Here is a 25,935-nt window from a genome sequence, read left to right on the forward strand (position 1 = left end):
GGAACAATGCGCAAGACTCGTTTCGGTACCGTAGCCGCAATGGCCGCCGTCGCAGCCCTGGCCCTGACTTCATGCGGCGGCTCCGGCGATAGCGAAGCCGACGGCGACAAGATCCGCATCGGCATCAAGTTCGACCAGCCAGGCCTCGGCTTCAAGGACGGCGATAACTACACCGGTTTCGATGTGGACGTCGCCAAGTACGTAGCCAACGAATTGGGCTACACCGAGGATCAGATCGAATTCGTTTCGGCCCCTTCGGCCAACCGCGAGACCATGCTGCAGAACGACCAGGTCGACATGATCTTCGCAACCTACTCGATCACCGATGAGCGCAACAAGGTCGTCGACTTCGCCGGTCCATACTTCGTTGCCGGCCAGGACCTGCTGGTTCCGGCCGACTCGGACATTGCCGGCCCGGAAGATCTTGACGGCAAGAACCTCTGCTCGGTCACCGGTTCCACCTCGGCCCAGAAGGTCAAGGACAACTTCGCCCAGAACACCAACCTGCAGGAGCTTCCGGGCTACGCAGAGTGCACCACCCAGATGAGCGGCGGCACCATTGACGCGGTGACCACCGATGACATCATCCTCGCGGGCCTGGCTGCGCAGCCAGCCTACAAGGGCAAGTTCAAAGTAGTTGGCGCGCCGTTCTCGGAAGAGAACTACGGCGTGGGGCTGCCTGATGGCACCGACAAGTGCGCCGACATCAATGCGGCGATCACCAAGATGATCGAGTCCGGCGAATGGCAGAAGGCCCTGGACAAGAACACCGAAGGCACCGGCTACAAGCCAAACGCTGAGACCAACCCGCCAACCCTTTCGGAGTCCTGCGCCTAGCAGCATCTGATGCAATGGGGGCCAAACGCTGCGTGTTTGGCCCCCATCTGCAATCTGCGTTACTCCGGTAACCGGCTGAAGCAGGTATCGGACCCATAGCCACTTGGCCGGTCTTCCGGCCATCGAGACAGAGGCTTGCAGTGGAGAACTATTTATCCATATTCACTGAGTACGACATTCCCGGAGCTTTCTGGGTCAATATCCAGCTAACGTTCTGGGCTGCCATTGGCGCCCTCGTTTTGGGCACTATTCTGGCCCTGCTGCGCATCTCCCCCGTAGGGAGCTTCCAGGCCATTGGCACCAGCTACGTCAACTTGATCCGCAATACGCCGCTGACCATCATCATCCTGTTCTGCGTGCTGGCTCTCTATGGCCAGCTCGGATTCGTGCTCAGCTCAGACTTCCAGAACAACTTCTTCCGCTTGGCCGTCCTTGGCCTTGCGGTCTACCACGCGGCGTTCGTGTGCGAAGCGATCCGTTCCGGCGTGAACACGGTTCCACTGGGACAGGCGGAAGCTGCCCGGGCCATCGGTTTGAGCTTCTTGCCCGCAGCACGGATGGTGATCTTGCCGCAGGCCTTCCGCGGAGCGATCGTGCCGCTGGGCAACACCCTGATCGCCTTGATCAAGAACTCCACGGTCGCGGCGGTCGGTTCGGTAGCCACCGAATCCTCCTCGGTCATGAAGACCATGATCGAGTTCCGTGCCGATATCGTCATCCCGATCTTCTTGACCTTCGCGGTGGGCTTCGTGATCATCGTTATTCCGGTTGGTCTGCTGACCACTTGGGCTTCGAAGAAACTGGCGGTGGCACGATGAGCGCCTCGATTCTTTTCGATACTCCCGGGCCCAAGGCCCGGCGCCGCATCCTGGCTGTCAACATCATCGGTGCCCTGATTGCCTTGGGCATCGTGGCCTGGATCATTTTGGGTCTTGCCGCCAAGGACCAGATGCAGGCTTCCCAGTGGGATGACTTCATCGAGTCAAGCACGTGGAAGAACTACCTGCTTCCAGGCCTGTGGAACACCGTCAAGGCCGCCATCTTCGGCATCGTCGGTTCGGTGATATTCGGCCTGATCTTCGGTGTTGGCCGCCTGGCGCAGAACAAGCTGATCAACGGTGTATCCACCGTGATTGTCGAATTCTTCCGTGCGGTTCCAGTGCTGCTGATGATCGTGTTCTTCAACGTCTTCTTCTCCCGCTCATTGCAGCTGCCAGGAGATACCGCGATGTGGGCCGTGGTCGCGGCACTGATCTTCTACAACGGCTCGGTCGTTGCGGAGCTGGTCCGTTCCGGCGTGCACAATCTGCCCAAGGGCCAACGCGAAGCCGGTATCGCGATCGGCCTGACCCGCGGCAAGTCCTTGCGCTACATCGAGATTCCGCAGGCACTGGTGGCCATGCTGCCAGCGCTGATCGGCCAGTTCGTGGTGATCTTGAAGGACTCGGCCCTGGGCTACATCATCAGCTTCAACGAGCTGCTGTTCTTCGCCCGCACCTACTCCTCGCCGAACGGCAATGTGCTGCAGGCTCTGATCGTGGCGGCGGCGATCTTCATCATCATCAACTTCACCCTGAGCAAGCTGGCAGTGATCGTCTCGCGCCGCTTGAGCAGCCGGGTGAAGAAGGACAAGACTGCAGCCGCCAACCCGGCGGCGGCAGTGGTTGGAGCCCCCGCGGATATGGGCACACAAGCGGGCCAGGATCGCGAGGATCCCAAGGCCTAGCCAACGCAACAGAAAAATCTCCGTACCGCTTGGGCATCAGCCACACGGTACGGAGATTTTTTCTTGCCACGACAATTGCTCAGTGACAGGGCATCGCTAGCGCAGCCACGCGCGCAGGCTCTGCAGGCAATCACGGATGGCCTGCTGCGGTACATGCTCATCATCGCTGTGTGCTAGCAGCGCATCTCCTGGGCCGAAGTTCACTGCCGAAACTCCCAAGGCCGAGAAGCGCGACACGTCGGTCCAGCCGTACTTCGGCTTGGGTTCCTGGCCCAGCACCTTGATCAGGTCCGCGGCAATCTGCTGGTCCAATCCCGGTTTGGCTCCATCGGCGCCATCGGTGCGCTCGATATCGAAGCCAGCGAAAAGCTCGCGGACAACGGCCTCAGCCTCGGCCAGCGTCTTGTCCGGGGCGAATCGGTAGTTCACTTCCACCTCGCAGTAATCCGGAATCACGTTGCCCGCGATGCCGCCGGCAATGCGGACTGCGTTCATTCCCTCGCGGTAGTCCAGGCCTTCGACGGTGATGGTCTGGGGCTGGTAGGCAGCCAGCCGCTGCAGGATCTCCCCCGCGTCGTGGATCGCGTTATGCCCCATCCATGCGCGTCCCGAATGGGCCGCCTTGCCGCGGGTGCGGATGACGAAGCGGCTGGTTCCGTTGCACCCGCCTTCGACGGTGCCGTTGGTCGGTTCCAGCAGGATCGCGAAGTCGGCTTCCAGCAGTTCCGGGCTGTTCTTGGCCAGCCGGCCCAATCCGGATTTGGCCGCTTCAACTTCCTCATGGTCGTAGAAGACGTAGGTGACATCGTATTTGGCGTTGGTCAGCTCTGCCGCCAGGGCAAGCTGCACGGCAACCCCGCCTTTCATGTCCGTCGCACCGCGGCCATAGAGCACCCCGCCGATGACCTGTGCGGGGACGGTGCCCTTGGCGCCCTCGGTGCGCGGCAACGGCACGGTGTCCAGATGCCCGGCCAGCACGACGCGGCGTTCGCGGCCAAAGCTGGTGCGCGCCACGATGGCGTCCTGGTCCCGATGGACCTCAAGATGCGCCAGCTGCTGCAGCGCGTGGTGCACCTTGTCGGCCAGCTCTTGTTCATTGCCGGAAACGGATTCAATGTTCATGACCTGCTCGGTGAGCAGGGCAACGTCTTGTTGCAGGTCCAATTCGTTCACGGCTGGCTACGTCCTGAGTCTCTAGCTTCACTTTTTTGTCATTTATCAACGCTACTCCGGTCAGCAAAGATACGATCGGTGTATGACTTCAGAATCTGTAACATCCAGCGAATCATCTGTCCGTTTAGCCTCAGCGCATGGCCTTGCAACGGTCGCATCCGATGGAACGATCCTTGATGTTTGGTACCCGGCTCCCGTCTTGGGCGAACTCGCCCAAGCTGAAGAGCTCTCCGGTGAACTCTCTGCCGCCGCGCAGGATGATGCAGCCCGTGGCACCACCCAGAAGGTAGTTTCACTGACCATTAATCTTGATGTAGCTCCGGCTGACACCGCCGATGTGTGGCTGCGCCTGCACCTGCTATCGCACCGCCTGGTCCAGCCGAACAGCATCAACCTCGACGGCATCTTCGGCCATCTGGCAAACGTCGTATGGACGAATTTCGGTCCTTGCCAGGTCGAGGGCTTCGAAACGACCCGGTTGAAGTTGCGCGCTCGTGGTGCGGTCACCGTGTACGGCGTGGACAAGTTCCCGCGCATGGTCGACTATGTGGTTCCGGCCGGCGTGCGCATTGCCGACGCTGGACGTGTGCGCCTCGGCGCCCACCTGGCCTCGGGCACCACCGTCATGCACGAAGGGTTCGTCAATTTCAATGCCGGCACCTTGGGCACCTCCATGGTGGAAGGCCGCATTTCGGCATCGGTCGTCGTCGGCGATGGCTCGGACGTTGGAGGCGGCGCATCGATCATGGGCACCTTGTCCGGTGGCGGCAAGGAACGCATTGTCATCGGCGAACGCGTGCTGCTGGGGGCCAACGCCGGTGTGGGCATCTCGATCGGCGATGACTCGGTGGTCGAAGCTGGCCTGTACGTCACCGCCGGCACCCGTGTGGTGCTGGGCGAGAAGCAGGTCAAGGCACTGGAGCTTTCCGGCGTGCCAAACCTGCTCTTCCGCCGCAATTCAATCACCGGCGCTGTTGAGGCCCTGCCGCGCGCAGGCCAGACCGTTGAGCTGAACAGCGCACTGCACGCCAACTAGTTCTCCCTTGCAAGCGGACTGGCAGACCACGAAAGTGGTCTGCCAGTTTTTTGTTGCCCGGTACTTTCCACCTTGGTTATCCGCCGGGAAAGATGATGGTCACCATCGGCTGGATGAAGCCGTGGAAGGCCTTGGAGTCGCGCAGCAGCGACGTGCTGGCCACAATGGTGGCCCTGCCGGTCAGCCATGCTCTGGGCTCGTCCAAGGGCACGTCAACGAGGTGGATCTCCTGCCGAGTGGCTTGCATATCGTGTTCCACGCCGTGGTCTATCAGTATCCTCTCCAGCTCATCCATGCGGTGCGGCACGTACTTGCCGCTGTTTTCTGCAAAGTCATGGGCATGCTGCTGGGCGAATACCGTGGCCTGCCCATAGTGGGCCCGGGCCAGCCGGGCTAGGGCCGGGTAGCCCTCGTCTTCCAGCCGCTTGATCAGTGCATCACTGGCTTCCGGTTCGCTGGCTGGCGCCACCGCGGTCAGCGAATCCCACCAGGAACTCCATTCCTGCTTGAACTGTCCGTGCGAGTCGTCAATCGTGTTGCGGTTCTTGATTTTGGAAGCCAGCCGGCTATTGGGTCCGGCCTCCGCGGGGTGGACGCCTGAGAGTTCGCGCAGGTACAACGCCATCAGCATATTCTGATTGGTATTTATGGTCAGCGACCAATTATTTCCACGACGTAAGTACATGCATACCACCTGATCCTTCGGCACACTTGTCGTTTCCTCTGCCTCAAAGGATACTCCCGAAATACCGCTTAAAACAGGGAAGGACCTGTCCCCCACTATCGTGGGAAGACAGGTCCTGCCGCAGGAATCCGGCAGCTAGCCTAGGCCTGGTAGCCCGGGTAGTTGCGAGCGGTTTCACCCATGTACAGCTGGCGCGGGCGGCCGATCTTCAGCTCGGGGTCCTTGATCATTTCACGCCACTGCGCGATCCAGCCTGGCAGGCGGCCGATGGCGAACAGCACGGTGAACATCTTTTCCGGGAAGCCCATGGCGGTGTAGATCAGGCCGGTGTAGAAGTCCACGTTCGGGTAGAGCTTGCGCGAGATGAAGTATTCATCGTTCAGTGCAGTTTCTTCCAGCTTCATCGCGATATCAAGCAGCTCGTTCTTGCCCTGCTTTGCCAGCAGGTCGTGAGCGGTCTTCTTGATGATCTTGGCGCGTGGATCGTAGTTCTTGTACACGCGGTGGCCGAAGCCCATCAGGCGTACGCCATCTTCCTTGTTCTTGACCTTGGTCATGAACTCTTCAGGGGTCATGCCCGAAGACTGGATTTCACGCAGCATCTTCAGCACGGCTTCGTTGGCGCCGCCGTGGGCCGGGCCGGACAGCGCGTGGATGCCTGCCGAAACCGAAGCGAACATGTTGGCTTCCGAGGAGCCAACCAGGCGCACGGTGGAGGTCGAGCAGTTCTGCTCGTGGTCAGCGTGCAGGATCAGCAGCAGGTCAAGGGCCTTGACCACGTCTGGATCCACGATGTACGGCTCGGCAGCGGTGCCGAAGCACAAGCGCAGGAAGTTCTCGACCATGTTCATCGAGTTGTCCGGGTACAGCAGTGCCTGGCCAATGGACTTCTTATGCGCGTACGCGGCCAAGACCGGCAGCTTTGCCAGCAGGCGCAGGGTCGAACGCTCAACCTGTGCGTCATCCTTCGGATCCAGCGAATCCTGGTACCAGGTTGACAGGGCCGAAACAGCCGAGGACAGCACCGGCATCGGGTGCGCGTCGCGAGGGAAGCCGCCGAAGAAGCCCTTGAGCTCTTCGTGCAGCAGGGTATGGCGGCGCAGCGAGTTGTCGAACTCGGCCAGCTGGTCGGCAGTTGGCAGTTCGCCGTAGATCAGCAGGTAGGTGACCTCGATGAAGCTGGACTTCTCGGCCAGCTGCTCGATGGGGTACCCGCGATAGCGCAGGATGCCTGCGTCGCCGTCGATGTAGGTAATCGCGGATTTGGTGGCCGCGGTATTCATGAAGCCGGGATCGTAAGTCACGTTCCCGGTGGTCTTCAAAAGTGGGGCTACGCCGAATCCGTCGTTGCCCTCTGCTGCCTGAATTACCGGCAGCTCGAGGCTGGATTCTCCAAAGTGTAGCTGTGCAGACGTAGTATCTGTCATTGCATCTCCTAACCGGAAAGCGTGTAGTTCCGAAAGGTCAGTCGTCACCGTAGAACATACCGCGATTTGACCCATTCAAGCTAATTAGGGCGTCATCTTCACCGATTGGCGGAAGAATTCAACCGTTCAACGGCAGCCGCGATCCGTTCGTCTGATGCAGTCAGAGCCACGCGCACGTGGCGTTCCCCGGCGGTGCCGTAGAAGGCCCCGGGACCGGCCACGATGCCCAGTTCCGCCAGCGCCCCGATGGTTTCAAAGCTCGGACGCCCAGCGGTGCACCACAGGTACAGGCCCGCCACCGAATCCTCGATGGCCAGGCCGAAATTCTCCAGCGCCGGCCGCAGCATGTCACGGCGTGCCCGGTACAGCTCGCGCTGCGCCGCGACATGCTCGTCGTCATTCAGGGCCACCACCATGGCGTGCTGGATTGGACCGGGAACGATCATGCCAGCATGCTTGCGGCTATTGACCAGAGACGGCATCAGATTGGGAGCACCAGCAACGAAGGCGGCGCGGTATCCGGCGAGGTTGGACTGCTTAGACAGCGAATACAGCGCGAACAGGTCATCGAGGTTTCCACCGTTAACCGCCGGGTCCAGAATGCTGAGCACCTGCCCCTCGTATTCATCCCACCCCAGTTCCGCGTAGCACTCGTCGGAGGCGACGACGGCACCCATTTCACGGGCCTGGGCCACGATGCCTGCCAGCTGGGCGGTATCACGGACCTTTCCGGTCGGGTTGCCAGGCGAGTTGACCCAGATCAGCTTCACTCGCTCGCGCTGCTCAGCAGTCAATTCCGAGAGGTCGTCAGTGGCGATTGGGGTCGCGCCGACCAGCTGGGCACCGATGTCGTAGGTCGGGTAGGCGATTTCGGGACGGACCACGATATCGCCTGCGCCCAGGCCCAGGAACAACGGCAGCCACGCCACCATTTCCTTGGAGCCAACCGTCGGCATGACATCATCGGTGCTCAATCCGGTGACGTTGCGTCGGCGGGCGAACCAGTCGACGATGGCTTGGCGGACCTCAATGGTCCCGTGCGTGGTCGGGTAGCCGTGCGAGTTGGCAGCGTCGGCCAGCGCCTGCTGGATGACCTGCGGCGTGCTGTCGATGGGCGTGCCGATCGACAGGTCCACGACTCCCCCCGGATATGCGGACGCCTGCTCGCGATACGGGGCAAGCTGGTTCCAGGGGTAATCGGGGAGTTCAAGCATGAAAGTGAAAACCTAGCCTTGGTTCTGAGGTGGCAAGGCGCTGATCAGTGGGTGGTCAGTGCCGGTGTTACCAATTTTAGCGGCGCCGCCCGGGGATCCAAGTTCGTCGAAAAAGTCGACGTTTGCCTTGTAATAGTCGGCCCACTCGTCCGGCACATCATCTTCGTAGTAGATGGCTTCGACGGGGCAGACAGGTTCGCAGGCGCCGCAGTCAACACATTCATCCGGATGAATGTAGAGCGAGCGCTCACCTTCATAGATACAATCTACCGGGCACTCTTCGACGCACGCCTTGTCTTTCACGTCTACGCACGGCTGAGCGATGATGTAAGTCACGAGGACCGAGACCTTTCCTTGCACTGGGTGGTTTCAACAGAGCTAGTGGTTTCAGCAGATGCTCTTTGAATCCTTTACCAGCTCAAACTACAGTCTAGTCCTGTATAACCATTCATCGAACCGCCTATCGGCGCGCTGTGACGTAATCGACCATTCACATTTCAGTTTCCCGTGGTGCAAATGAATTCTTCTTACGAAAAGATGACGCTTCCAAATGCTTAGTTTTAGTGATGTGACGCCCGGTGAACGGCTAGTTGTCCGCTACCGACTGGCCGAGGGCCAGGCCGGCGGACATTTTTCCGACGCGTTGGGAGAGCTGAGGGAAGTAACCGAGGAATCGGTGAGCATCCAGACCCGCACCGAGCTGGTACGCATCCCCCGTGCGGCGATCACCCATGCCAAGCGGGTACCGCAGGCTCCGGCGCGCCGTAGGCCCCGCATCCCGCGCAGCGAATAGCGTTCTGCAAGCGGCCCTGATTTCACGATGCCACTCATCCGGGTCGCACCTGCGTTGATCCGGCTTGGGAAGACATGTGATTTGAATCTGCCAATCACTCAGCACTTTTCGCGTATGCTGTTTTCATGCCCTCCGATAAACTTGTCCAATCGCGAGCACGAGCCCTCAGCTCCCCGCTGAGGCTTCGCATCTTGCGCTTGTGCCTCCACGAGTCACGCACGAACAAGGAAATTGCGGACATTCTGGATTTGAATCCCGCCACGTCCTTGCATCACGTGCGCACCCTGGTCAGCAACGGCTACCTCGCCGCGGAAGAGCCGCGCCGAGGCAACCGCGGTGCCAAAGAAGTGCCCTACCGAAGCACCAAGCAGTCCTGGGGCACCCGCATTCCCGACGCGGCTCCGATGCTGGTGGACACCTTCCTGCAGGAAATCGAGGGACTTGATCCGCAGGAAATACAGGTCATCCGCTTGGGTCTGAAACTCAACGAAGAAAATCAGAAAGAATTGATGAGCCGGCTGCGGGCGGTTATCGAGGACTATGCAGTACGCGAGCCGGATCCCGATGGTGTGGCCACCTCGCTGTTCTTGGCCCACCATCTGGATATCACCGGCAATGCGCGTGACGGCCAGTAGGCCGGTCACCGCTTCCCCAAAACCTTATTAAAAACAGCAGGAGTTCCTCCCGTGGGGGAAGAACTCCTGCTGTTTTTCAGTTCTGCCGTTGTTGCTTGCGCAGCACCCGCAATGAGCACAGCAAGGCAATCACCGACGGAATGACCATTCCGTACATCCACAGTGCAGAGGCCAACGTCGGTCCGGGCAGGTACTCGTAGTACTGCATGCCCAAGATCAGCTGGTCATCGCCCACATAGGAAATCAGTCCAACAGTCACATAGCATCCGATGAACGCCGCCGCACCGGCCCACAGCTTCGCGGAGGAAACCGCAGCCCAGTACACCAGAACTCCGAGCAGGAGCCAGGCAACGAGCACGCCCCAAACCAGCGGGACATCGTTTCCGACGTAGCTGATGGAGGCGTGGATTGCCGTGCCGAACAATCCTGCAGCCACGGCGGCAACCGCACCGCGCCACAGCGCGGAGAAGTTGCCTCCGAGGGAATTGCGCTTATTAGGAGCGTGCGCGTGCACGGGTTGCCTTGGCACGGTCGTTGGCGTTCAGCAGCACCTTGCGGATGCGGATTGCTTCCGGGGTGACCTCAACGCACTCGTCTTCGCGGGCGAATTCAAGCGACTCTTCCAGGGTCAGGGTGCGTGGCGGGGTCAGGTTCTCGAAGGAATCCGAGGAAGCTGCACGCATGTTGGTGAGCTTCTTTTCCTTGGTGATGTTCACGTCCATGTCATCGGCGCGCGAGTTCTCGCCCACGATCATGCCCTCGTAGACCTCTTCGGTTGGCTTCACGAAGAAGCTCATGCGTTCCTGCAGGTTGATCATTGCGAATGGGGTCACCACGCCAGCGCGGTCTGCAACGATCGAGCCGTTGATGCGGTATTCGATGGCACCTGCCCATGGCTCGTAGCCTTCGGCCAGCGAAGCGGCAATGCCGGCGCCGCGGGTTTCGGTCATGAAGCGGGTGCGGAAGCCGATCAGGCCACGGGCTGGAACCATGAATTCCATGCGAACCCAGCCGGTGCCGTGGTTAGCCATGTCGGTCATGCGGCCCTTGCGCGATGCCATCAGCTGGGTGATTGCGCCCAGGTACTCTTCCGGCACGTCGATGGTCATGCGCTCCATTGGCTCGTGGACCTTGCCGTCGATCATCTTGGTGACAACCTGCGGCTTGCCAACGGTCAGCTCGAAGCCTTCGCGGCGCATCTGCTCAACGAGGATGGCCAATGCCAGTTCGCCACGGCCCTGGACTTCCCATGCGTCTGGACGCTCGGTTGGCAGGATGTTCAGCGAAACGTTGCCGATCAGTTCCTTGTCCAGGCGATCCTTGACCTGGCGTGCGGTGACCTTGGCGCCCTTGACCTTGCCAGCCAGTGGCGAGGTGTTGATGCCGATGGTCATCGAGATCGCAGGCGGATCAACGGTGATCAGCGGCAGCGGCTTAGGGTTTTCAAGGTCGGTGAGGGTTTCGCCGATCATGATGTCTTCGATACCAGCGACTGCAACGATCTCGCCTGGTCCGGCTTCTTCAGCTGGAACGCGGGTCAGGCCCTGGGTGGCCAGCAGTTCGGTGATCTTGACCTGCTTCATGGTGCCGTCCTGGCGTGCCCAGTTGACCTGCTGGCCCTTACGCAGGGTGCCGTTGATCATGCGCAGCAGTGCAAGACGGCCGAGGAATGGCGAAGCGTCAAGGTTGGTGACGTGGGCCTGCAGGACTTCACCCTCGGTGTAGGTCGGCGCAGGAACGTGCTTGATGATGGTCTCGAACAGCGGCTCAAGATCTTCGTTGTCAGGCAGGGTGCCGTCAACTGGCTGGTTCATCGATGCGTAACCGGCCTTGCCCGAAGCGAAGACCACGGGAACGTTCAAGATGGCATCCAGATCCAGGTCCGGAGCTTCGTCGGCCAAGTCGGAGGCCAGGCCGAGCAGCAGATCCATGGAGTCGGAGACGACGCCGTCGATGCGAGCATCGGCGCGGTCGGTCTTGTTGACCACGATGATCACTGGCAGGTTGGCGCCAAGCGCCTTGCGCAGCACGAAGCGGGTCTGCGGCAGCGGGCCTTCGGATGCGTCGACGAGCAGGACAACGCCGTCGACCATGGACAGGCCGCGTTCAACCTCGCCACCGAAGTCGGCGTGGCCCGGGGTGTCGATGATGTTCATGGTCATCTTCTTGCCCTCGGCCGCTGGGCCGCTGTAGAACACGGTGGTGTTCTTGGCAAGAATGGTGATGCCCTTCTCGCGTTCCAGCTCACCTGAGTCCATCACGCGGTCTTCGGTTTCACCATGGCTGTCGAATGCGCCGGTCTGCTGGAGCATGGCGTTGACCAGGGTGGTCTTGCCGTGGTCAACGTGCGCCACAATGGCTACATTGCGAAGTTCATCGCGAGTAATGGTGTTTGCTGACATGCGTGAAGGCTCACTTCCGCTCGAGAATTTGGGTCTGTGGAGTCGGGGCCAAAGTCGACCCAACAATCCAGTTTACGCGCTCGAGACTAATAGTCTGTTGATCTGTGTCAGAACATACAGGAATTTCATGTACCGGTCGCGAGAAATTCAGCGGATCGACTGGGTAGGTATCCAAAAACGCAGCGTGCCGGCGCGATGGCTGGCTTGAATTTCCGGAAGCTTGGCGTCCAGCAATCCGCCGCATTTTTCAATGGTCGATCTTGAACCGATGTTATCGGAAGCACAGGTAACCAGTGCGCGCTCAATTCCTGATTCGCGCAGTTCCTGCAATCCGAATCTGCACAGTTGCTGTGCCACACCACGGCGACGATACTCGGGAACTACACCATAGCCGATATGCCCGCCGTAATGAAGCAGGCCCTCGTTGAGCTCATACCTCACAGATACACGGCCCACCAGTTCCCCGTCGTCGAAGGCGGCAAACAGCGCCGAGCGAACCCATCCTTCGGGGATGTGCTCGCCACGGCGCCCTGCCTTCATCCGGTAGACGTAGTCTTCCCACGCCTCAGCGAGAGACCAGGTGGGCAGGAACTCGAAATCATCGCCAAGCATCAAATGATGGGCATCGATTGCCTGCTGCTCGTCGCCGATTTTCAATTCACGGATCTCCAGCGCAATTCCCAAAGCCATAGCGCAAGTATGCCAGAGCTGGGCCGGCTCCAAGAAGCGCGGGCACAGCAACGCTGGGCACTAGTAGGCCACCTGCTGCCCCTGAACCTGCCTGGCCCATTCCACGGTGCCACCGCTGAGGCTATACACCTGGACGGCTGGCTGCAGATCCGGCCTGGCAATCCGCGCCGCCTGCTGTGAACGGACACCAGTTTTGCAGACGAACACAACCGCCGAGGCACCTTGCGCGAGCCCTCCCAGTCCTTGTTCTTCCAGCTGCACGAGCGGCAGGTGCTGGCTGTGCGGGATCGCGATGATGTCGCGTTCCCAGGCTTCACGCACATCCACCAGCAACACCGGTTCCTGCGCTTCAAGGTCCGCCAGTTGAGCAACGGTAAGTTCCGGAGCATGCCCTTCGTTAGCGCAGGACACCGGCCGGTACTCTCCCAGCTTGCTCACCGGCTCGCGTTGCGGGTCCCTGGCAAAGTCGAGAGTTCGCACACTGGCTTCCAGTGCATCATAGAGCCACAATTTTCCGCTGAGCGTGGTGCCGATTCCAGTGATGAGCTTCAGGGCCTCGGTGCACAACACCGAGCCAATGACGCCGCACAGTGCGCCGAATACCCCGCCCTCGGCGCAACTGGGCACGGAGTCCGCATCAGGGATTTCAGGGAAAAGATCGCGCAGCATCGGACCGGTGCGCGGGTCGAAGACGGACACCTGCCCGGAGAACTGGAACAGGGTCCCCCATACCAGTGGGGTGCCGGTGATTTCCGCGGCGTCGTTGGACAGGTAGCGCGTGGCGAAGTTGTCGCTCCCGTCGATGACCAGGTCGTAGTCGCTGAAAAGCGCCACGGCGTTGGTCTCATCCAGTTTGCCCTCCACGGCGATAACCCGGACATTCCGGTTCTGCTCGTGGGCCATCCGGCGGACCGATTCCACCTTCAAGCGTCCTACGTCCTGTTGCCGGTGCATGGTTTGGCGTTGCAGGTTGGACAGTTCAACCGTGTCGTCGTCCACGACCCCGAGGGTGCCGATCCCTGCGGCGACCAGGTAGCTGGCAATGGGGCTGCCCAGTCCCCCGGCTCCGATCACCAGCACCTTGGCATTGGCGATCCTGCGTTGCCCTTCTTCGCCGACGCCGGGAAGCGACAGATGCCGGGAATAACGCGCCAATTCTTCCGGTGTCAGCTCCGGTCCCGGGGCTACCAATGCTGACTGGTTCACGAGAAGTCACCGACCAGGGTCTGCATCATGCCTTCGGTGGGCGAAGATGGCAGGGCGGTGTCGCGGCGCGGGATCCTGCCGGCCAGCCGTGCGGCGCGTCCGGCACGCACCGCATCCTTCATGGCCTTGGCCATGAGTGGTGCGTTGTGCGCCCGGGTCACCGCGCTGGCCAGCAGCACTGCGTCGCAGCCGAGCTCCATGGCCAGAGCAGCGTCCGAGGCGGTGCCGACTCCGGCGTCCAGAACGACAGGCACCTGGGCGCGGGAGACGATGGTGGAAATATTGTGCGGGTTCAAGATGCCCAGGCCGGAACCGATTGGTGCTCCGGCTGGCATGATGGCCGCAACACCGGCGTCCTGGAGGCGCTGGGCAAGGGCAGGATCATCATTGGTGTATGCAAAGACCTGGAACCCGTCGGCGACCAGCTGTTCGGTGGCAGCGTGCAGTTCCAGTGGATCGGGCAGCAGCGTGTGCTCGTCCGCAATCACTTCGAGCTTGATCCAGTTCGTTTCCAGCGCTTCGCGGGCCAGGTGCGCGGTGAGGATCGCGTCGCGAGCGGTGAAGCATCCAGCGGTATTCGGCAGCGCAATCACGTTGTTGCGCTGCAGCAAGTCATACACGTTGGACTCGCCTGCCGCCGAAAAGTGTCGGATGGCCACGGTAGTCAGTTCGGTTCCGGAGGCCTGCAATGCGCTTTCCAGGGTGGCCAGCGAACTCGCTCCCCCGGTGCCGAGGATCAAGCGCGAAGACAAGGTGCGTCCTGCAACCTGGAATGGATCGCTGTTGATGTCCAGTTCGGTGATGTTTTGCATGTCCACGCCTAGCCTCCCTGGGCTGCGGTAACGAGTTCGATGCTGTGCCCTTCGGCCAGCGTGTAGCTGTTCCAGGCGCTGCGCGGGATGACAGCGCCATTGACCGCGGCGGCTATTCCAAGCTTGCTGCCGTCCACGGCCGCCGAGTTGCTATCCAGATCCTTGCCGATCTGCATGCTGATGAATTCGCGAAGGGTGATTCCTTCGTCCAGGTTCAGTTCCCGGGAATTGAACTTGATGCCAATGCTTTTCATGGGTGATGCTCCGTTCGGTCGGTGGTCTGGGTCGCTGTGGCGAAGCGGTGTGGATTCACAGCCTGATGCAAGGGGTGCGTTCCATTTCCGTGAATAAGATCAGCGGTAAGTGTTGCGCCCAGCGGAGCCAGCAGCACTCCGTGCCGGGAGTATCCGGTGCTAAGCACCAGGCCCGGGTCAATGCGCCCCAGCAGCGGACGGTCATCAGGTGTGGCGGGACGGGCCCGGGCAGTTGCCTCGTTCAACGTGCAGTCGCTGATGCCGGGGATGAGCTTTCGTGCATTGTCCAGCAGTAGGTGCATGGCTCCGATGTTCACTGCAGGCTGGCGGTCTTCCCGGACGCTGGCTCCAAGAACGAGGCTGCCGTCCTTTCTCGGCACGAGATACACCGGCTCCCGGTGCACAATGCCGCGGATGGTCCGGGTGATCAATGGCGGACCAGCTGGCCCCTGGATCCGGAGAATATCTCCGTAGACGGGGCGCACCGGCACCCGGTCCAGGCCGTCAATGGTGCCCAGCCCGTTGGCCACGATGGTTTGATCCGCTTCGAGGATCTTGCCCGATGCGGTGCGTACCGCGGTGGTTCGGCTTCCGTCGCTCACCAGCGCCTGCGCCCGCTCCTCGATCAGGCGGCCACGCAGGTGATCAAGCAGGATTTTGACGACTGACCGTGGGTCGACTTGGTGGTCATCTTGGCATAGGACTGCGCCTGCTATATTCGCGGCCAAGGCTGGTTCGAGTTTGCGGGCTTGGCTGGGCAAGAGCTTTTCCGCTGACAGGCCGAGGGAAGCTTGCAGTTCGGCCAGCTCATGCAGGGCTTCGCGGTCAGCCGGTTCGGCCGCGACGACGAGGGTTGAGTTCTGCAGGTAGTCCGGGCGTTGCCCGGTCATGGATTCGATGCGCTCAATGAACTTTGGATAGGCGGCATTCGAGGCGGCAAGCAGCTCGTGAAGCGGGCCATGGCCCCAGACCGTTTCAGCTGCCGGGGCCAGCATTCCGGCCGCCGCGTAGCTTGCACCTTGGCCTGGTGCTGGATCGATGAGGGTGGCAGTATGTCCCCGCGATTCCAGTTCGAACGCGACGGACAGGCCGATGATTCCGGCGCCAACAATATTCACATGCACGAGGGCACGCATCCTTCCTACGGCGGCATGACCCGCATCAGGTGTAGCGGTCGGCTCGGTGCCCTCTCAGCCTGGTCGATTACAGGCTCCCGCGGAGTACTGCGATTATAGGCATGATCCAGCTCATAAAGTCGAACTGGAGCAACCGCAGCTCCGTCATCTTCTGTGATGTACTAGTTGACATGGCATCTCATGACTTCCCCCGCGTGCTTCCCCAGGGATCTGCGTTGTCCAACACGATCATTTCGTTGGAGCAGGAGCTCTTGGAAACCAACCAGCGCCATAGCCGCAGGCAATTGGAACGGTACTTGCATCCGCAGTTCTCCGAAGTGGGTGCCAGCGGCCGTGTCTACGATCGCGAGTCGATCATTGCCCAGCTGGACCAGGAGCCGGAAGTGGATTCTGGATCTCGGGAAGTCGGGAGCCCCGTGGCGATCCAGGTTGCCGATCAAGCGGTGCTTCTGCGCTGGAGGTTGCCCTCGGCATCCGCCAGCGAGCGCAGTTCGCTGTGGATCCATGAGCAGGATCGCTGGCAGCTGTTCTTCCATCAGGGCACGCCCGCTGCGCGGCAGCTTTCTTTTGCAGAACCCAGCAAGGCCGCACCTGTCGACGACGATTTCTCAGTTCGCAGGCTGCGCCAATCGGATGCCGAAGCCGTTTTCGAAGCCTTTTCCTCCAATGCCGATATGGAACGCCAAGGAGATGCCGACACTCCGGAAAAAGCCGCATCGTACGTGCGTTCCCTGATGGAGGCCGGCGAACGGCAGCAGGCTTTCGCCATCGCCTATCGAGACCGGCTGGTCGGTTTGGTCTGCGGTACTGTCGATCCAGACAATCAGAATGCATGGGTTTGGTATTGGATGAACCAGGACTACCGCGGGAGGTCTCTGGCCACTCGCGCAGTGGCAACTTTGGTGAACCACCTGTTTGGCGAGCTAGGTCTGTACCGTTTGGAATTAGGACTTCGGGCGAATAATCCTGGATCGAAGCGTGTAGCCGAAAGCAACGGGTTCCTGCGCGAGGGTGTCGAGCGCGGTAAGTTCCTGGTTGATGGAGAACGCATTGACGTGTACGCCTACGCGCGGTTGCGGACTGATCAGGTCCCGGATGTAGTGCCGTTGCCGTGGAGCACGCAGCCGTAGCTTGGCGGGCAACAAAAAAGTCGCGGAATCCGGTTTCGGGTTCCGCGACTTTTTATCTGTCCCTCAGGTTTAGTGATATTGGCTAGATGCCTGGAGTTGATGCCGGTGGCGTCGAATCCGGGCCGTCGGTATCCTGATTGGCCTCGATCTTTTTCAGTGTGCGAGCCGCAGCATCGCGGCCACCAAGTCCAAAGGCCAGAGCCGCAGCCAAAGCCGCGCCAATGACGATTGCTCCGAAGGCCATATTGATGATCGAGTCGGCGATACCCATGTACTTCAAGCCCATTGCTACGAACAACGCAATTGCCGTGTAGCGGATGATCTTTGAAGCGGTTGTGTCGCCCAAGAAGCGGCCAATGACGTTGGCGATGACGAAACCTGCGGCGATAATTGCTGCGCCGAAGAGAATCTTGCCGCCCAAGGCCAGAATTTCATTGAGGATGTTGGTAATCGCCGGGAAGTTCAGCATCTGGGCTGCCATCACGCCGAAGAACAGCACGATGGCAATCTTGACGATGCCAGCGATGATTCCCGAAGCGCTCTTTCCTTCGGGAACTACGCCCCATTGGGCAACAACAGAGTCGGCGCCTACCCCGTGAAGGGTTGATTCAAGCAGCTGGCCTACGAACTTGGCAATCAGAATACCGACTGCCAACAGCACCAAGGCCATGATGACCTGAGGAATCGCAGTGAAGACCAACTGCAGCATCTGCTGGGCAGGGTCCGAAATTGCCGCGATACCCAAGACCTGCAGTGCCGAAATGGCAACGACGAGCAGGATCAAGGCGAAGACGATGTTGGCAATGATGTCAACGATCTTCGCTTGGGATTCTCGGGACTGTACTTCGTCTACCGGTTCATTGCGTGGGGTAAGTTTGCGGACCAGCCCGCTGAAGTCGACAGTTCCCAAACCGGTCTTCAGCAGCTGGCGAACGATATTCGCGATCACGTAGCCGATGAAGAAGATGAAGCCCGCACCAATGAGGTTGGGGATGAAAGCCATGACGCCGCCGAGCAGGCCCTGCACCGGCGATAGCACTTCAGATAGCGCGAATACTTGCAGGATTGCCACGAGGCCGAATAGCCAGACGATCAAACCCGCGACCTTGCCCAGAGATTGGCCTATTTGCTCTCCGTCGTTGCCCTGCTTCTGCAGGAACTTCACCCTGGTCACCAATTTGGCGGCAGCCCACCGAACGATGCGCGCTAGAAGCCACGTAATGATGAGGATGATTAGCGCGATGCCAACCTTTTGTAGCATCGACGCCCAGTCGATATTGCCTAAAACGTTCTCAGACTGCATTGCTGCTCCTTCAACGTAGGGACAATCTGACCCTACGATGAAGGTTCTCTCCTGACTAGGGCAAAGACCCGTACTGCCAGCTTGAATCGATGGACTTTCGTACCCCGAATTGCGGATGCATGATTCATTCACGCTGGATTCAACGTTTTTCGAACAATCAAGCCATAATCACAACTGATTCACGCAATGTTGGGAAATTCGTGTCGCGCTCAAATCCGTGAATTGCCTTGCAGGCTGTTGCGGAGTCAGCCATTGGCCATTATCAATCTGGGATTCGCACGAAATGCATCAGGCCTGGTTGATGACTTCGCTCTGCACTGAGGCACCTAGCTCAACTGTGCGGGAAACCGTGCAGTACTTGTCATGGGATAGCTTGACGATGCGTTCAACCATGCCGGCCGCTTTGCGCCCCTCCTCGGTATCGGGGAACTTCAAATCAAAGCCAAGGCGGATGTCTTCCATTCGGCTAGCCGAGTCCTCGGAGACCTTGTAGCCGCTCGCCTTGACTTCGAAGTTCTCAGGTTCGCTTCTGCGGGTAGTCGCCACATCAACATCGATCGCTGAGCACCCGGCAATGGCGGCCAGCAGAAGCTCCACCGGCGTCAGCAGCCCTTCGCCTTGGCCGAATTCCAGGCTGGCGCCGGATTCCAGGCTGGTGGCCTGGTACTTGCGTGATTCAACGCGTTTGATGCTGACTTCCCGGATTTCACGGCTATTTTCACTCATGGAACTATGGTGCCACGATTCGGGGCAAAGATTCTGTGTGGCGCAACGTGATCCGTTCCGGCACCAGTTCTGGACCACCGTCGACTGCCAAGAAGCCGCAGTCGCTAAAGAATGAAATGGCAGGCTGGCGCTGGCTATCCAGATGCACACTGATGCCAGGAGTGTGCGCGACGATTTCGTCCAGCAGGATACGGCCCACACCATTGTGGCGATCGCTGTGCCGCACCCAGAGCAGCTCAATGCGTGTATCGCTCCAGGCTGCGAAGCCCGTGATGCGCTGGCCTTGCTGGGCGATTCTGACGGTCACCGACTGGCTATAGATTGCTTCCAGGGCGGTTGCCACTGCATCAATGTCTGCAGCAGAGAGGAAGTCCCCCCGGCGTTCCACCGAACTGCGCCAGATATCCAATAGGTCAGGCACTTCATCAATGCTCGCCAACTCGCGCAGCACGAGAGCTTCATCCATGCCAAGTTCCTTCTTGCTCAGGCAAAACCGTAGTTGCTGCTTCGAAATGTAGCCGGATGCCGGCATTTCCTCAAGTCGCAATCGAGCGTTGCGCGTCATCGGGTTGGACCTTGCTTCCGGTTCAAGATTGTTCCTGCAAGCCGCCGGTACGTTGCGCCCAGTCCCGCAATTCGTCCAAGACCCGTTCGTGCTGCTCGAGGTGCACGTTATGGCCCGCTTGTTCAAGCACGCGGAGCTTCATCAGGGGATACCGGTGGACGAGCCGCTCGGGATCCAGGTATCCGGTGACATGGTCCTGCTTCCCGCACACGATCGTGACCGGAATATCCAGCTGGCTTTCGCGCTCGACGGGCAGCGGGTCAAGGAAGTACCGCCGTGACAGCTTGGCCATGGCGCGCAAGTTCGCGCAGTCCAACCCGGGCAGCACCCACTGCGCGAACTTCCGCCATGCTTCAGGTGTTTGAACCACTGCTACGTCAGAGAATAATTGCGCATGGCGTGGATCAAGCTCAGCCAGAAGCAATGGGTCTGCTACTGACACCTGCCGCTCCGGCACGGTACGCCGAGTCCCATCAGGAAAGACCACTGGCGCCAGGAGGAAAAGCCCTTGAGCTTGGACAGGAAACCTGTCGGCCATCTCTTGGCATAGCAAAGCGCCAAGTGAATTGCCCAGCAGCGCAAATTTTCCCTCGCCCGCGGTTTGCCGGATCATCGCTTCCAACCAGGTTGCCAGTTCTGGCAGGCCACCGGAATTTTCAAGCGGCGGGCAGGTACCGAAGCCAGGCAAGTCGATGTAGTGCAAGTCGAAAATCTGCGTTTTCTCCAGCGATGGTTCCAGCGGCTTGAGAATGCGGTGGTCTACGCCGTTGCCATGCACCATGAATAACGGGATTCTGCTGAGGTGGTTTACCTGCATGTCGTCGTGCTTTTCTCCTGTGCATCACGCTGGCTCGCGGCATAGCTGATCATCGCCTGCCCAGCCACATAGGTGAGTATAATCCAGAATCCGATGTAGGGAAGGCCAATATCCGTAAACGAGCGCAGTGCGATCAAGGAATCGGAAAGGAAGAAAATTGCGCCGCAGGAACCCGCGACAGGTCCCGGCCCAGTACTGAGGATGGCCATCACCATCAATGCCAAACCGTAGATGATCACCGGGGCAAGCAGCGCTCCGGCTTTGGCTGAGCCAAGGACCAGCAGCACTGCGAATGCCGCAAGATAGGGGAACAGCATCCACCAACGGCGCAGTAGGGAAGATTTCCAGTATCTTGCCAGAGCGCCAATGTAGAAGAACTGCGCGATCAGGAACCCGCCAACCATGGCCAGGAATGCCGGGTCTCCATCCATGAACCGCGGCAGTGCATCACCGACCCAGGAGAAGAACAGCGCTGCCAGCAGCAACCGGATCAGCCTGCCGCGCGGCGAAGTGATGGAGGCGATCACCGCTCCTGCCAAAAACGGCATCAGCAAGATCTGCGTGGCATCGGCCAGCAATGCGGTAAGCCAGAACAGCTGGGCCAGCAAATGGGCCGAAGTGACGAGCACCAGAGCCAGCACTGCCGAACAAGCTGCGCCAGGGCAAGTTCGACCAGGTCCTCCCATGCGTCAACTGCTACCTGTGCGTGGGAGAGAACTTCTTCGACGACACCCCGTTCTGCACGGTGAACCCGGCGCTGGGCAATGAGACGCTGCTGCCGCTGAAGCCTCCCAGCGCTTCCAAGCACATCGTGGTTGTCGGATACGGACCTTCGGGCATGGAGTCGGCCCGCGTGCTGACCGAACGCGGGCACCGCGTCACCCCGATCGACAAGGCCGGCCGCCTGGGCGGCACCATGCGGTTCTCCACCATGACCACCCCTGACAACGAGCGCCTGCTGCACTGGCTGAAGTCCGAGCTCAAGCGACTGCGCGTGGCGGTCAAGCTGAACACCCCTGCCACCGTGGAGACCATCCGCGCTCTGAACCCGGACCACATCATCGTTGCCACCGGCGCAATGCGCTCGAAGCCCGACATGCCCGGCGGCGACCTGCCGAACGTGCAGACCGGCGACACCCTGCGCGCCATGATGCTGGGCACCGCCACCGCCGCCGAGACCGGCCTGGTGCTGAGCACCATGGGCAAGCTGGGCCGCCTCTCCTGCCTGACCAAGTCCACTGAGTTCGTCCGCCAGTTCACCAAAGTACTGGCTGCCGATGGGCAAGAACGTCGTGGTGATCGGCGGCTCGCTGGTAGGCCCGGACCTGGCCGAGTTCCTCGCCGAACGCGGCCGCAAGGTCACCTTGGTGCACGAGAAGCAGCGGCTTGGCCTGCCGCTGGCCATGCCGCGCCGCTGGACCGCGGTCAAGGACAACCTGGCCCACGGCGTGCAGATCCACCGCAACGCCACGGTGGACCGCATCACCGAAAAGTCCGTGGAGTTCACGGTGAACGGCGAGGCGCAGAGCGCCGTGGCCGACATGGTGATCCACGCGGACGGCGCCACCGCCGCCGCACCAGTTGCCGACGAGCTGCGCGGCGCAGGCTTCAGCGTCGACGTGGTCGGCGATGCCCGCGCCGTGAACTACATCCACGGCGCCATCCACTCGGCCTGGGAAGCCACCGTCGAGCTGTAGGCCGGAGGCACTCGCACGCATGGGCAGCGGGAGCGCAGCATCCTGGGGAAGCTGCCATCCCGCTGCCCTTTGCGTACCCTTGTCCGCCGGGCATGCCGGTGCTTGAATAGGCCAATGGGCCTTCGAATGCATACCCCCGCCGCGGCGCAGGTTGCCGACCTCGTTGACGAGCTCGCCAGCTGGCAACGTGACGGCCTGCCGGTGCAACTGCATCCAGGCGATGTGGGCTGGTACGCCATGCGGGGCATGGAAGCCGCCGCGCAAGGCCTCCGGGCCTGGTCGGACCGCGAATCCATCTATGCCATCGGCCTGCTCGATGGACCGAACCTGATCCGCATGGCACTGCATCCCGACTTTGTCGACATCCAGCCCCTAGCCGAGCAGATCCATGCCGACCTCAGCTCTGCGGAAAACCAGATCTTCCCGGCCGGAAGTGCCAGCATCGAAGCCCGCGGCGCAACGGCACTGGGCAAGATCCTGCAGGCCCATGGCTGGGTGCCCGGTGAAGCCTGGACTCCCCTGCGCCGTGCGCTGGATGCTCCGGTGCAGCTGCCCGAACTGACCTTCCGGCGGATTGATGCTTCCCTGGCCGGCCAGTGGATGGAAGTGCACCTCAATGCCTTTCGCGGCAGCGATTTCACGCAGGAGGATCTGGCCCGGGCGCTGAAACGCTGGCACACCATGGCCAGCACTCCCATCTATGATCAGGGCCAATGCCTCACCGCCTACGACGGGGAGATGAACCCGCTGGCGGTCGCAGGGGTCTGGTCCGCTGGTTCCGGGCGGCCAGGACTCCTGGAACCCATTGCGGTGCACCCGGCTTTTCGCGGCCAGGGGTTCGGCACGGCGATCAGCCTGGCCGCCGCCGCAGAGCTGCGGTCAATGGGCGCGTCCAGTGCCTTGGTGTGCACGCCCAGCGAGAACCGCGCAGCCGTTGCCACCTATCTCGCCGCCGGGTTCGTTGCCGATACCGAAGACCGCGACTGGCATCGCGAGGAAGTGGTGGAATCATGAAGGCCTCCGAGATTCTGGCCGACCTGGCCCAGCGCCCAATTGACGCGGCGCATTCCCTGCCGCAGCTAAGCGCCGAACAGCTCAATGCCCATCCGGGAAACCATCCCAACTCGATTGCCTGGCTGCTGTGGCATGCCGGGCGCGAAGCCGATATCCAGCTCTCGGCGCTGAGCGGCCAACCCGAACTCTGGGCGCAGTTCCGTGCACGCTTCAACCTGGGCGAGCTCGGCGATTCCATGGGCTACGGGCATAGCCCCGAACAGGCCCGCCAGATTACCGTGAGCGACCAGCAGCTGCTCGTGGACTACTTGGCCGCGTGCCTGTCCGCGCTCGGCGGCTACGCTGCCACGCTGGGCGAAGAAGAACTGGACGAAATCATCGATCGCAGCTGGAATCCAGCAGTAACCCGTGGGGTTCGCTTGGTATCGATCATCGACGATGCATCCGTGCATGTCGGGCAGGCCGCCTACGCTGCCGGCACGATGATCTAGGCCGCAGCCAGACTCTTGGCCTTCTTGCTGATCCACCAGAAGATCGCCAGCTGGAGCAACAGGATGATAACCGAAATGCCGGCATCGTCCCATCCCATCACAAAACCCGCCTGCAAGGTCCCGATCCCGCTGGCTACAGGATAGAACAGCGGCCACAGCACGGCCAGATTGCGCACCAGAGAGAATGCAATCGCGAACATGATGGCGAAAACACCGAAGCCTGCTGCCGCTTCCAACTGGACCGATCCGAGGTGCTGGATCATGAAGCCAAGTCCGGTCAGCACGATCGCCGGCAACCATCCGAAGGCCCGTTCCCACCGCAGATACAGCCAGCCGAAGACGAAGAAAGGTTCCCACAGGACCAAAAAGTTCGCCACCAGGTGGCTTGCAAGATCGGCACCCATGGCATTGGACAAGGCAAACAATTGGTAGGCGGATCCGGCACCCAGAACCAGCGAGACAGCCACGGACGCCAGCAGGAATTTTCTCGTGATCCCCACCCCGGCCAGGGTTTCACGCCGCTGGCACAGCACCGTCCACAGTGGGATGGCGGTGCCGAAGACCAGAATGCCAAGCCAGAGGAAAAGGCTGTTGATCGAGGTTCCCGCGTAGTAGCACAGGGAAAACGCCAGCAAGGTGGCCAGGGCAACGAGCGTATCGGATTCTGGTTGCCACGCGAATGCTCTTCGACGTTGCTTCATGCCAGATGGAGATTGAGCAGGAAAATCATTCATTATGACGCGCCTCGGTGCTTTGGGTTGATATAGCCGCCTGTGGCCTAAGTTAGCATTTCATCAACTCGCCGACCATGAATAATGCTTAACGGGTACGGGGAATGCTGAGAATGATTTTCGGCCTGTCGGGGCAGCTGCTCGGTTCGATCCCCGCTGCCCCAGCCGCGGCCGCGAGACGGTCGCACACGGCATGGCGAACCCGGCCGGTTGGGCGGAACCATACCGCGTGCCGATCTGTCCGCGTTCTTGCTGCAACCATTGAGGACAACCACAGCATCGGCAAGGCCTACGGAATCAGTTATTAGCTGCGGCTGCGCCAAACGAGCAGCACATAGTGGCGGATCATCGCAACGAAGACCACAGCCCACACCAGCACAGCGGCGATCAGCGACCCGTGGCCGATGCTTTCCACCACCGGCAAGGAGTCGACCCGTCCAAGGTTGATCGAGGCGACTGCGAACATTCCGACAGGGAAGACGATTGACCATAGCGTGGGCACGTACACCAGCGGAACGCGGTGCACCACATGCCGCCACACGCCAGCGCCCACCAGGATTGGAATCAGCCAGAGGCAGTAGCTCCAGAAAGCCGCCACTGTCCCGGCAATCAGCGTACGGGTGGCATCAACCATTGGCGTGGAATCCATGCCGACAATCTTGCTTCCCGCGACAACGGCTATGGCCATGGCTCCCATGGCCACCCAATACGGTGGTTCGAATTCTTTCGGAGTCATCCCGAAGTACACGATCCGCAGCAGCACCAGCACGGCGATGCCGGCATAGAGCGCGACGCCCACAGACCAGGTCAACACGGCAAGCAAGCCGATCAGTGATTGCCCGTTCGCAACATGCGGCTGGATAACGCTCAGGCCGATGGCCAAGGATTGGCTGGCCACCGCCCAGATGAACCAGGTGCCGTTGACCCGGGAGAGGATCGGCTTTCCGTCCCGGCTAAGGAAAACCTGCCACGGCAGCACGTAGCCGAAGATGAACCAGAGAATGGCGGCCAGGGCCACGAGCACTATGGAGATCGCGCTGAATCCTTCGGCGCTCAATCGCACCGCGAGAACATCGGTGCCTGCGACGACGGTGAAGTACCCGAAGGCCATTTCCGGTCGGCGAAGTTCAGCCCTCATGGCTCCGCTGAAGACAATTGCCCGCCAGATGTACAGCACCCACAGCACTGCATACGACAGCACGGCAAACGCCAGCAGGATCCCGGAGAGAAGGTCCCATCCGGCTTCGTGAAGGCCAATGGAGACAATGCCAGTGCCCATCGTCAGGGCGAAATACCCTGGCGACAGGTTCTCCAGGATCTCACGGAAAACCCGAGGTCTGGAGGGTGCCGTTTCATGCCGGGTTTGCCGATCGTCCATGCCTCCAGCGTACGACTGTTGCCTCAGCGAGGTGCAATTACACGATCTGGCAAGAGC

At 60.6% G+C, this 25,935-nt stretch carries 29 protein-coding genes and 1 riboswitch; of the genes, 10 read left to right on the plus strand and 19 right to left on the minus strand.

Features of this window, described 5'->3' with window-relative positions:
* Nucleotides 1-6: 6 nt before the first annotated feature.
* The 3 genes from ACLQ8T_RS11050 (at nt 7) to ACLQ8T_RS11060 (ending at nt 2,563) form a co-directional block, all read left to right on the plus strand.
* Entirely contained in the window at nt 7-837 is an 831-nt protein-coding gene (locus ACLQ8T_RS11050; RefSeq protein ID WP_204722530.1) for a glutamate ABC transporter substrate-binding protein, read from the plus strand.
* A 140-nt stretch (nt 838-977) separates the two neighbouring features.
* Nucleotides 978-1,655 (plus strand): amino acid ABC transporter permease, encoded by a 678-nt coding sequence (locus ACLQ8T_RS11055; RefSeq protein WP_038990609.1) that lies wholly within the window; start codon nt 978-980, stop codon nt 1,653-1,655.
* The gene (locus ACLQ8T_RS11060) at nt 1,652-2,563 is read left to right on the plus strand and encodes an amino acid ABC transporter permease (RefSeq protein WP_413454656.1); all 912 of its coding nucleotides are present in this window, start codon (nt 1,652-1,654) and stop codon (nt 2,561-2,563) included. The genes ACLQ8T_RS11055 and ACLQ8T_RS11060 overlap by 4 nt, the downstream gene beginning before the upstream one ends.
* Before the next feature lie 96 nt (nt 2,564-2,659).
* Here ACLQ8T_RS11060 and dapE read toward each other — a convergent pair whose 3' ends face one another.
* Complete coding sequence (dapE, locus tag ACLQ8T_RS11065; RefSeq protein WP_413456403.1) at nt 2,660-3,685, minus strand: succinyl-diaminopimelate desuccinylase; 1,026 nt, start codon at nt 3,683-3,685, stop codon at nt 2,660-2,662.
* 133 nt (nt 3,686-3,818) lie between these two features.
* On the opposite strand from dapE, the gene dapD reads away from it, so the two are divergent.
* Nucleotides 3,819-4,772 carry a 2,3,4,5-tetrahydropyridine-2,6-dicarboxylate N-succinyltransferase gene (gene dapD / locus ACLQ8T_RS11070; protein ID WP_141356690.1) on the plus strand — a complete coding sequence of 318 codons (954 nt, stop codon included), beginning with the start codon at nt 3,819-3,821 and terminating at the stop codon, nt 4,770-4,772.
* Between the two features lie 76 nt (nt 4,773-4,848).
* On the opposite strand, the gene ACLQ8T_RS11075 is transcribed toward dapD, so the two are convergent.
* The 4 genes from ACLQ8T_RS11075 to fdxA form a co-directional block, all read right to left on the minus strand.
* The gene (locus ACLQ8T_RS11075; RefSeq protein ID WP_413454657.1) at nt 4,849-5,457 is read right to left on the minus strand and encodes a hypothetical protein; all 609 of its coding nucleotides are present in this window, start codon (nt 5,455-5,457) and stop codon (nt 4,849-4,851) included.
* A gap of 140 nt (nt 5,458-5,597) precedes the next feature.
* Nucleotides 5,598-6,884 (minus strand): citrate synthase, encoded by a 1,287-nt coding sequence (locus tag ACLQ8T_RS11080; RefSeq protein ID WP_038990615.1) that lies wholly within the window; start codon nt 6,882-6,884, stop codon nt 5,598-5,600.
* 98 nt (nt 6,885-6,982) lie between these two features.
* Nucleotides 6,983-8,098 carry a succinyldiaminopimelate transaminase gene (dapC, locus tag ACLQ8T_RS11085; protein ID WP_413454658.1) on the minus strand — a complete coding sequence of 372 codons (1,116 nt, stop codon included), beginning with the start codon at nt 8,096-8,098 and terminating at the stop codon, nt 6,983-6,985.
* Between the two features lie 12 nt (nt 8,099-8,110).
* Nucleotides 8,111-8,434: a ferredoxin gene (fdxA, locus tag ACLQ8T_RS11090; protein WP_013349521.1), complete on the minus strand. Its 324-nt coding sequence runs from the start codon at nt 8,432-8,434 to the stop codon at nt 8,111-8,113.
* A gap of 214 nt (nt 8,435-8,648) precedes the next feature.
* Between fdxA and ACLQ8T_RS11095 the strand changes: the two genes are divergently transcribed.
* Nucleotides 8,649-8,891, plus strand: a complete 243-nt coding sequence (locus ACLQ8T_RS11095) for a hypothetical protein (protein ID WP_204722537.1) — start codon at nt 8,649-8,651, stop codon at nt 8,889-8,891.
* Nucleotides 8,892-9,016: 125 nt separating this feature from the next.
* The gene (locus tag ACLQ8T_RS11100) at nt 9,017-9,526 is read left to right on the plus strand and encodes a helix-turn-helix domain-containing protein (RefSeq protein WP_204722538.1); all 510 of its coding nucleotides are present in this window, start codon (nt 9,017-9,019) and stop codon (nt 9,524-9,526) included.
* A 76-nt stretch (nt 9,527-9,602) separates the two neighbouring features.
* Here ACLQ8T_RS11100 and ACLQ8T_RS11105 read toward each other — a convergent pair whose 3' ends face one another.
* From ACLQ8T_RS11105 to thiO, 7 genes are all read right to left on the minus strand, one after another.
* Nucleotides 9,603-10,040, minus strand: a complete 438-nt coding sequence (locus tag ACLQ8T_RS11105) for a hypothetical protein (RefSeq protein WP_204722539.1) — start codon at nt 10,038-10,040, stop codon at nt 9,603-9,605.
* Nucleotides 10,021-11,928 (minus strand): translational GTPase TypA, encoded by a 1,908-nt coding sequence (gene typA, locus ACLQ8T_RS11110; protein ID WP_413454659.1) that lies wholly within the window; start codon nt 11,926-11,928, stop codon nt 10,021-10,023. The genes ACLQ8T_RS11105 and typA overlap by 20 nt, the downstream gene beginning before the upstream one ends.
* A 147-nt stretch (nt 11,929-12,075) precedes the next feature.
* Entirely contained in the window at nt 12,076-12,585 is a 510-nt protein-coding gene (locus ACLQ8T_RS11115) for a GNAT family N-acetyltransferase (protein WP_413454660.1), read from the minus strand.
* 93 nt (nt 12,586-12,678) lie between these two features.
* Nucleotides 12,679-13,824 carry a molybdopterin-synthase adenylyltransferase MoeB gene (gene moeB, locus ACLQ8T_RS11120; protein ID WP_413454661.1) on the minus strand — a complete coding sequence of 382 codons (1,146 nt, stop codon included), beginning with the start codon at nt 13,822-13,824 and terminating at the stop codon, nt 12,679-12,681.
* The gene (locus ACLQ8T_RS11125; RefSeq protein ID WP_204723292.1) at nt 13,821-14,636 is read right to left on the minus strand and encodes a thiazole synthase; all 816 of its coding nucleotides are present in this window, start codon (nt 14,634-14,636) and stop codon (nt 13,821-13,823) included. Before ACLQ8T_RS11125 ends, moeB begins: the two co-directional genes overlap by 4 nt.
* Before the next feature lie 8 nt (nt 14,637-14,644).
* Entirely contained in the window at nt 14,645-14,890 is a 246-nt protein-coding gene (gene thiS / locus ACLQ8T_RS11130) for a sulfur carrier protein ThiS (protein ID WP_052253651.1), read from the minus strand.
* Nucleotides 14,887-16,014: a glycine oxidase ThiO gene (gene thiO, locus ACLQ8T_RS11135; RefSeq protein WP_413454662.1), complete on the minus strand. Its 1,128-nt coding sequence runs from the start codon at nt 16,012-16,014 to the stop codon at nt 14,887-14,889. Before thiO ends, thiS begins: the two co-directional genes overlap by 4 nt.
* Nucleotides 16,012-16,117: riboswitch (TPP riboswitch) on the minus strand. (Overlaps the previous gene by 3 nt.)
* 79 nt (nt 16,118-16,196) lie before the next feature.
* Between thiO and ACLQ8T_RS11140 the strand changes: the two genes are divergently transcribed.
* Nucleotides 16,197-17,156 (plus strand): GNAT family N-acetyltransferase, encoded by a 960-nt coding sequence (locus ACLQ8T_RS11140; protein ID WP_204722543.1) that lies wholly within the window; start codon nt 16,197-16,199, stop codon nt 17,154-17,156.
* A gap of 82 nt (nt 17,157-17,238) precedes the next feature.
* Here the strand turns inward: ACLQ8T_RS11140 and ACLQ8T_RS11145 are convergent, their stop codons facing one another.
* From ACLQ8T_RS11145 to ACLQ8T_RS11165, 5 genes are all read right to left on the minus strand, one after another.
* Nucleotides 17,239-18,459 (minus strand): mechanosensitive ion channel, encoded by a 1,221-nt coding sequence (locus ACLQ8T_RS11145; protein ID WP_413454663.1) that lies wholly within the window; start codon nt 18,457-18,459, stop codon nt 17,239-17,241.
* 288 nt (nt 18,460-18,747) lie between these two features.
* The gene (locus ACLQ8T_RS11150; protein ID WP_204722545.1) at nt 18,748-19,185 is read right to left on the minus strand and encodes an OsmC family protein; all 438 of its coding nucleotides are present in this window, start codon (nt 19,183-19,185) and stop codon (nt 18,748-18,750) included.
* A 4-nt stretch (nt 19,186-19,189) separates the two neighbouring features.
* Complete coding sequence (locus ACLQ8T_RS11155; protein ID WP_413454664.1) at nt 19,190-19,750, minus strand: GNAT family N-acetyltransferase; 561 nt, start codon at nt 19,748-19,750, stop codon at nt 19,190-19,192.
* A 22-nt stretch (nt 19,751-19,772) separates the two neighbouring features.
* Nucleotides 19,773-20,567 (minus strand): alpha/beta fold hydrolase, encoded by a 795-nt coding sequence (locus ACLQ8T_RS11160; RefSeq protein ID WP_413454665.1) that lies wholly within the window; start codon nt 20,565-20,567, stop codon nt 19,773-19,775.
* Complete coding sequence (locus ACLQ8T_RS11165; RefSeq protein WP_413454666.1) at nt 20,558-21,253, minus strand: lysoplasmalogenase family protein; 696 nt, start codon at nt 21,251-21,253, stop codon at nt 20,558-20,560. Before ACLQ8T_RS11165 ends, ACLQ8T_RS11160 begins: the two co-directional genes overlap by 10 nt.
* A gap of 591 nt (nt 21,254-21,844) precedes the next feature.
* Here ACLQ8T_RS11165 and ACLQ8T_RS11170 point away from each other — a divergent pair.
* The 3 genes from ACLQ8T_RS11170 to ACLQ8T_RS11180 all read left to right on the plus strand — a co-directional run bounded on the left by ACLQ8T_RS11170 (nt 21,845) and on the right by ACLQ8T_RS11180 (nt 23,769).
* Nucleotides 21,845-22,264 carry an FAD-dependent oxidoreductase gene (locus tag ACLQ8T_RS11170; protein ID WP_204722550.1) on the plus strand — a complete coding sequence of 140 codons (420 nt, stop codon included), beginning with the start codon at nt 21,845-21,847 and terminating at the stop codon, nt 22,262-22,264.
* A 126-nt stretch (nt 22,265-22,390) separates the two neighbouring features.
* The gene (locus ACLQ8T_RS11175; RefSeq protein WP_413454667.1) at nt 22,391-23,278 is read left to right on the plus strand and encodes a GNAT family N-acetyltransferase; all 888 of its coding nucleotides are present in this window, start codon (nt 22,391-22,393) and stop codon (nt 23,276-23,278) included.
* Nucleotides 23,275-23,769, plus strand: coding sequence for a mycothiol transferase (locus ACLQ8T_RS11180; RefSeq protein WP_413454668.1), 495 nt, complete (start codon nt 23,275-23,277; stop codon nt 23,767-23,769). Before ACLQ8T_RS11175 ends, ACLQ8T_RS11180 begins: the two co-directional genes overlap by 4 nt.
* Here the strand turns inward: ACLQ8T_RS11180 and ACLQ8T_RS11185 are convergent.
* Both ACLQ8T_RS11185 and ACLQ8T_RS11190 read right to left on the minus strand, forming a co-directional pair.
* Nucleotides 23,766-24,503, minus strand: coding sequence for a hypothetical protein (locus ACLQ8T_RS11185; RefSeq protein ID WP_413454669.1), 738 nt, complete (start codon nt 24,501-24,503; stop codon nt 23,766-23,768). The two genes, ACLQ8T_RS11180 and ACLQ8T_RS11185, sit on opposite strands and share 4 nt — an antisense overlap.
* 301 nt (nt 24,504-24,804) lie before the next feature.
* Nucleotides 24,805-25,878, minus strand: a complete 1,074-nt coding sequence (locus ACLQ8T_RS11190; RefSeq protein WP_413454670.1) for a tellurite resistance/C4-dicarboxylate transporter family protein — start codon at nt 25,876-25,878, stop codon at nt 24,805-24,807.
* Between the last annotated feature and the right edge of the window lie 57 nt (nt 25,879-25,935).

This window comes from Glutamicibacter sp. FR1, from assembly GCF_047300825.1.
Taxonomy (GTDB): domain Bacteria; phylum Actinomycetota; class Actinomycetes; order Actinomycetales; family Micrococcaceae; genus Glutamicibacter; species Glutamicibacter nicotianae.

Excerpts from the sequence above, each read along its gene's own strand:
- dapD (WP_141356690.1), top strand. The coding sequence starts at position 3,819 with ATGACTTCAGAATCTGTAACATCCAGCGAATCATCTGTCCGTTTAGCC.
- typA (WP_413454659.1), bottom strand. The coding sequence starts at position 11,928 with ATGTCAGCAAACACCATTACTCGCGATGAACTTCGCAATGTAGCCATT.
- ACLQ8T_RS11175 (WP_413454667.1), top strand. The coding sequence starts at position 22,391 with ATGCATACCCCCGCCGCGGCGCAGGTTGCCGACCTCGTTGACGAGCTC.
- ACLQ8T_RS11190 (WP_413454670.1), bottom strand. The coding sequence starts at position 25,878 with ATGGACGATCGGCAAACCCGGCATGAAACGGCACCCTCCAGACCTCGG.
- ACLQ8T_RS11080 (WP_038990615.1), bottom strand. The coding sequence starts at position 6,884 with ATGACAGATACTACGTCTGCACAGCTACACTTTGGAGAATCCAGCCTC.
- dapE (WP_413456403.1), bottom strand. The coding sequence starts at position 3,685 with ATGAACATTGAATCCGTTTCCGGCAATGAACAAGAGCTGGCCGACAAG.
- ACLQ8T_RS11140 (WP_204722543.1), top strand. The coding sequence starts at position 16,197 with ATGGCATCTCATGACTTCCCCCGCGTGCTTCCCCAGGGATCTGCGTTG.
- dapC (WP_413454658.1), bottom strand. The coding sequence starts at position 8,098 with ATGCTTGAACTCCCCGATTACCCCTGGAACCAGCTTGCCCCGTATCGC.
- ACLQ8T_RS11165 (WP_413454666.1), bottom strand. The coding sequence starts at position 21,253 with ATGGGAGGACCTGGTCGAACTTGCCCTGGCGCAGCTTGTTCGGCAGTG.
- ACLQ8T_RS11185 (WP_413454669.1), bottom strand. The coding sequence starts at position 24,503 with ATGAATGATTTTCCTGCTCAATCTCCATCTGGCATGAAGCAACGTCGA.
- ACLQ8T_RS11155 (WP_413454664.1), bottom strand. The coding sequence starts at position 19,750 with ATGACGCGCAACGCTCGATTGCGACTTGAGGAAATGCCGGCATCCGGC.
- ACLQ8T_RS11060 (WP_413454656.1), top strand. The coding sequence starts at position 1,652 with ATGAGCGCCTCGATTCTTTTCGATACTCCCGGGCCCAAGGCCCGGCGC.
- ACLQ8T_RS11160 (WP_413454665.1), bottom strand. The coding sequence starts at position 20,567 with ATGCAGGTAAACCACCTCAGCAGAATCCCGTTATTCATGGTGCATGGC.
- ACLQ8T_RS11050 (WP_204722530.1), top strand. The coding sequence starts at position 7 with ATGCGCAAGACTCGTTTCGGTACCGTAGCCGCAATGGCCGCCGTCGCA.
- ACLQ8T_RS11095 (WP_204722537.1), top strand. The coding sequence starts at position 8,649 with ATGCTTAGTTTTAGTGATGTGACGCCCGGTGAACGGCTAGTTGTCCGC.
- ACLQ8T_RS11125 (WP_204723292.1), bottom strand. The coding sequence starts at position 14,636 with ATGCAAAACATCACCGAACTGGACATCAACAGCGATCCATTCCAGGTT.
- ACLQ8T_RS11180 (WP_413454668.1), top strand. The coding sequence starts at position 23,275 with ATGAAGGCCTCCGAGATTCTGGCCGACCTGGCCCAGCGCCCAATTGAC.
- ACLQ8T_RS11150 (WP_204722545.1), bottom strand. The coding sequence starts at position 19,185 with ATGAGTGAAAATAGCCGTGAAATCCGGGAAGTCAGCATCAAACGCGTT.
- ACLQ8T_RS11145 (WP_413454663.1), bottom strand. The coding sequence starts at position 18,459 with ATGCAGTCTGAGAACGTTTTAGGCAATATCGACTGGGCGTCGATGCTA.
- ACLQ8T_RS11075 (WP_413454657.1), bottom strand. The coding sequence starts at position 5,457 with ATGTACTTACGTCGTGGAAATAATTGGTCGCTGACCATAAATACCAAT.
- ACLQ8T_RS11170 (WP_204722550.1), top strand. The coding sequence starts at position 21,845 with ATGGGCAAGAACGTCGTGGTGATCGGCGGCTCGCTGGTAGGCCCGGAC.
- ACLQ8T_RS11100 (WP_204722538.1), top strand. The coding sequence starts at position 9,017 with ATGCCCTCCGATAAACTTGTCCAATCGCGAGCACGAGCCCTCAGCTCC.
- thiS (WP_052253651.1), bottom strand. The coding sequence starts at position 14,890 with ATGAAAAGCATTGGCATCAAGTTCAATTCCCGGGAACTGAACCTGGAC.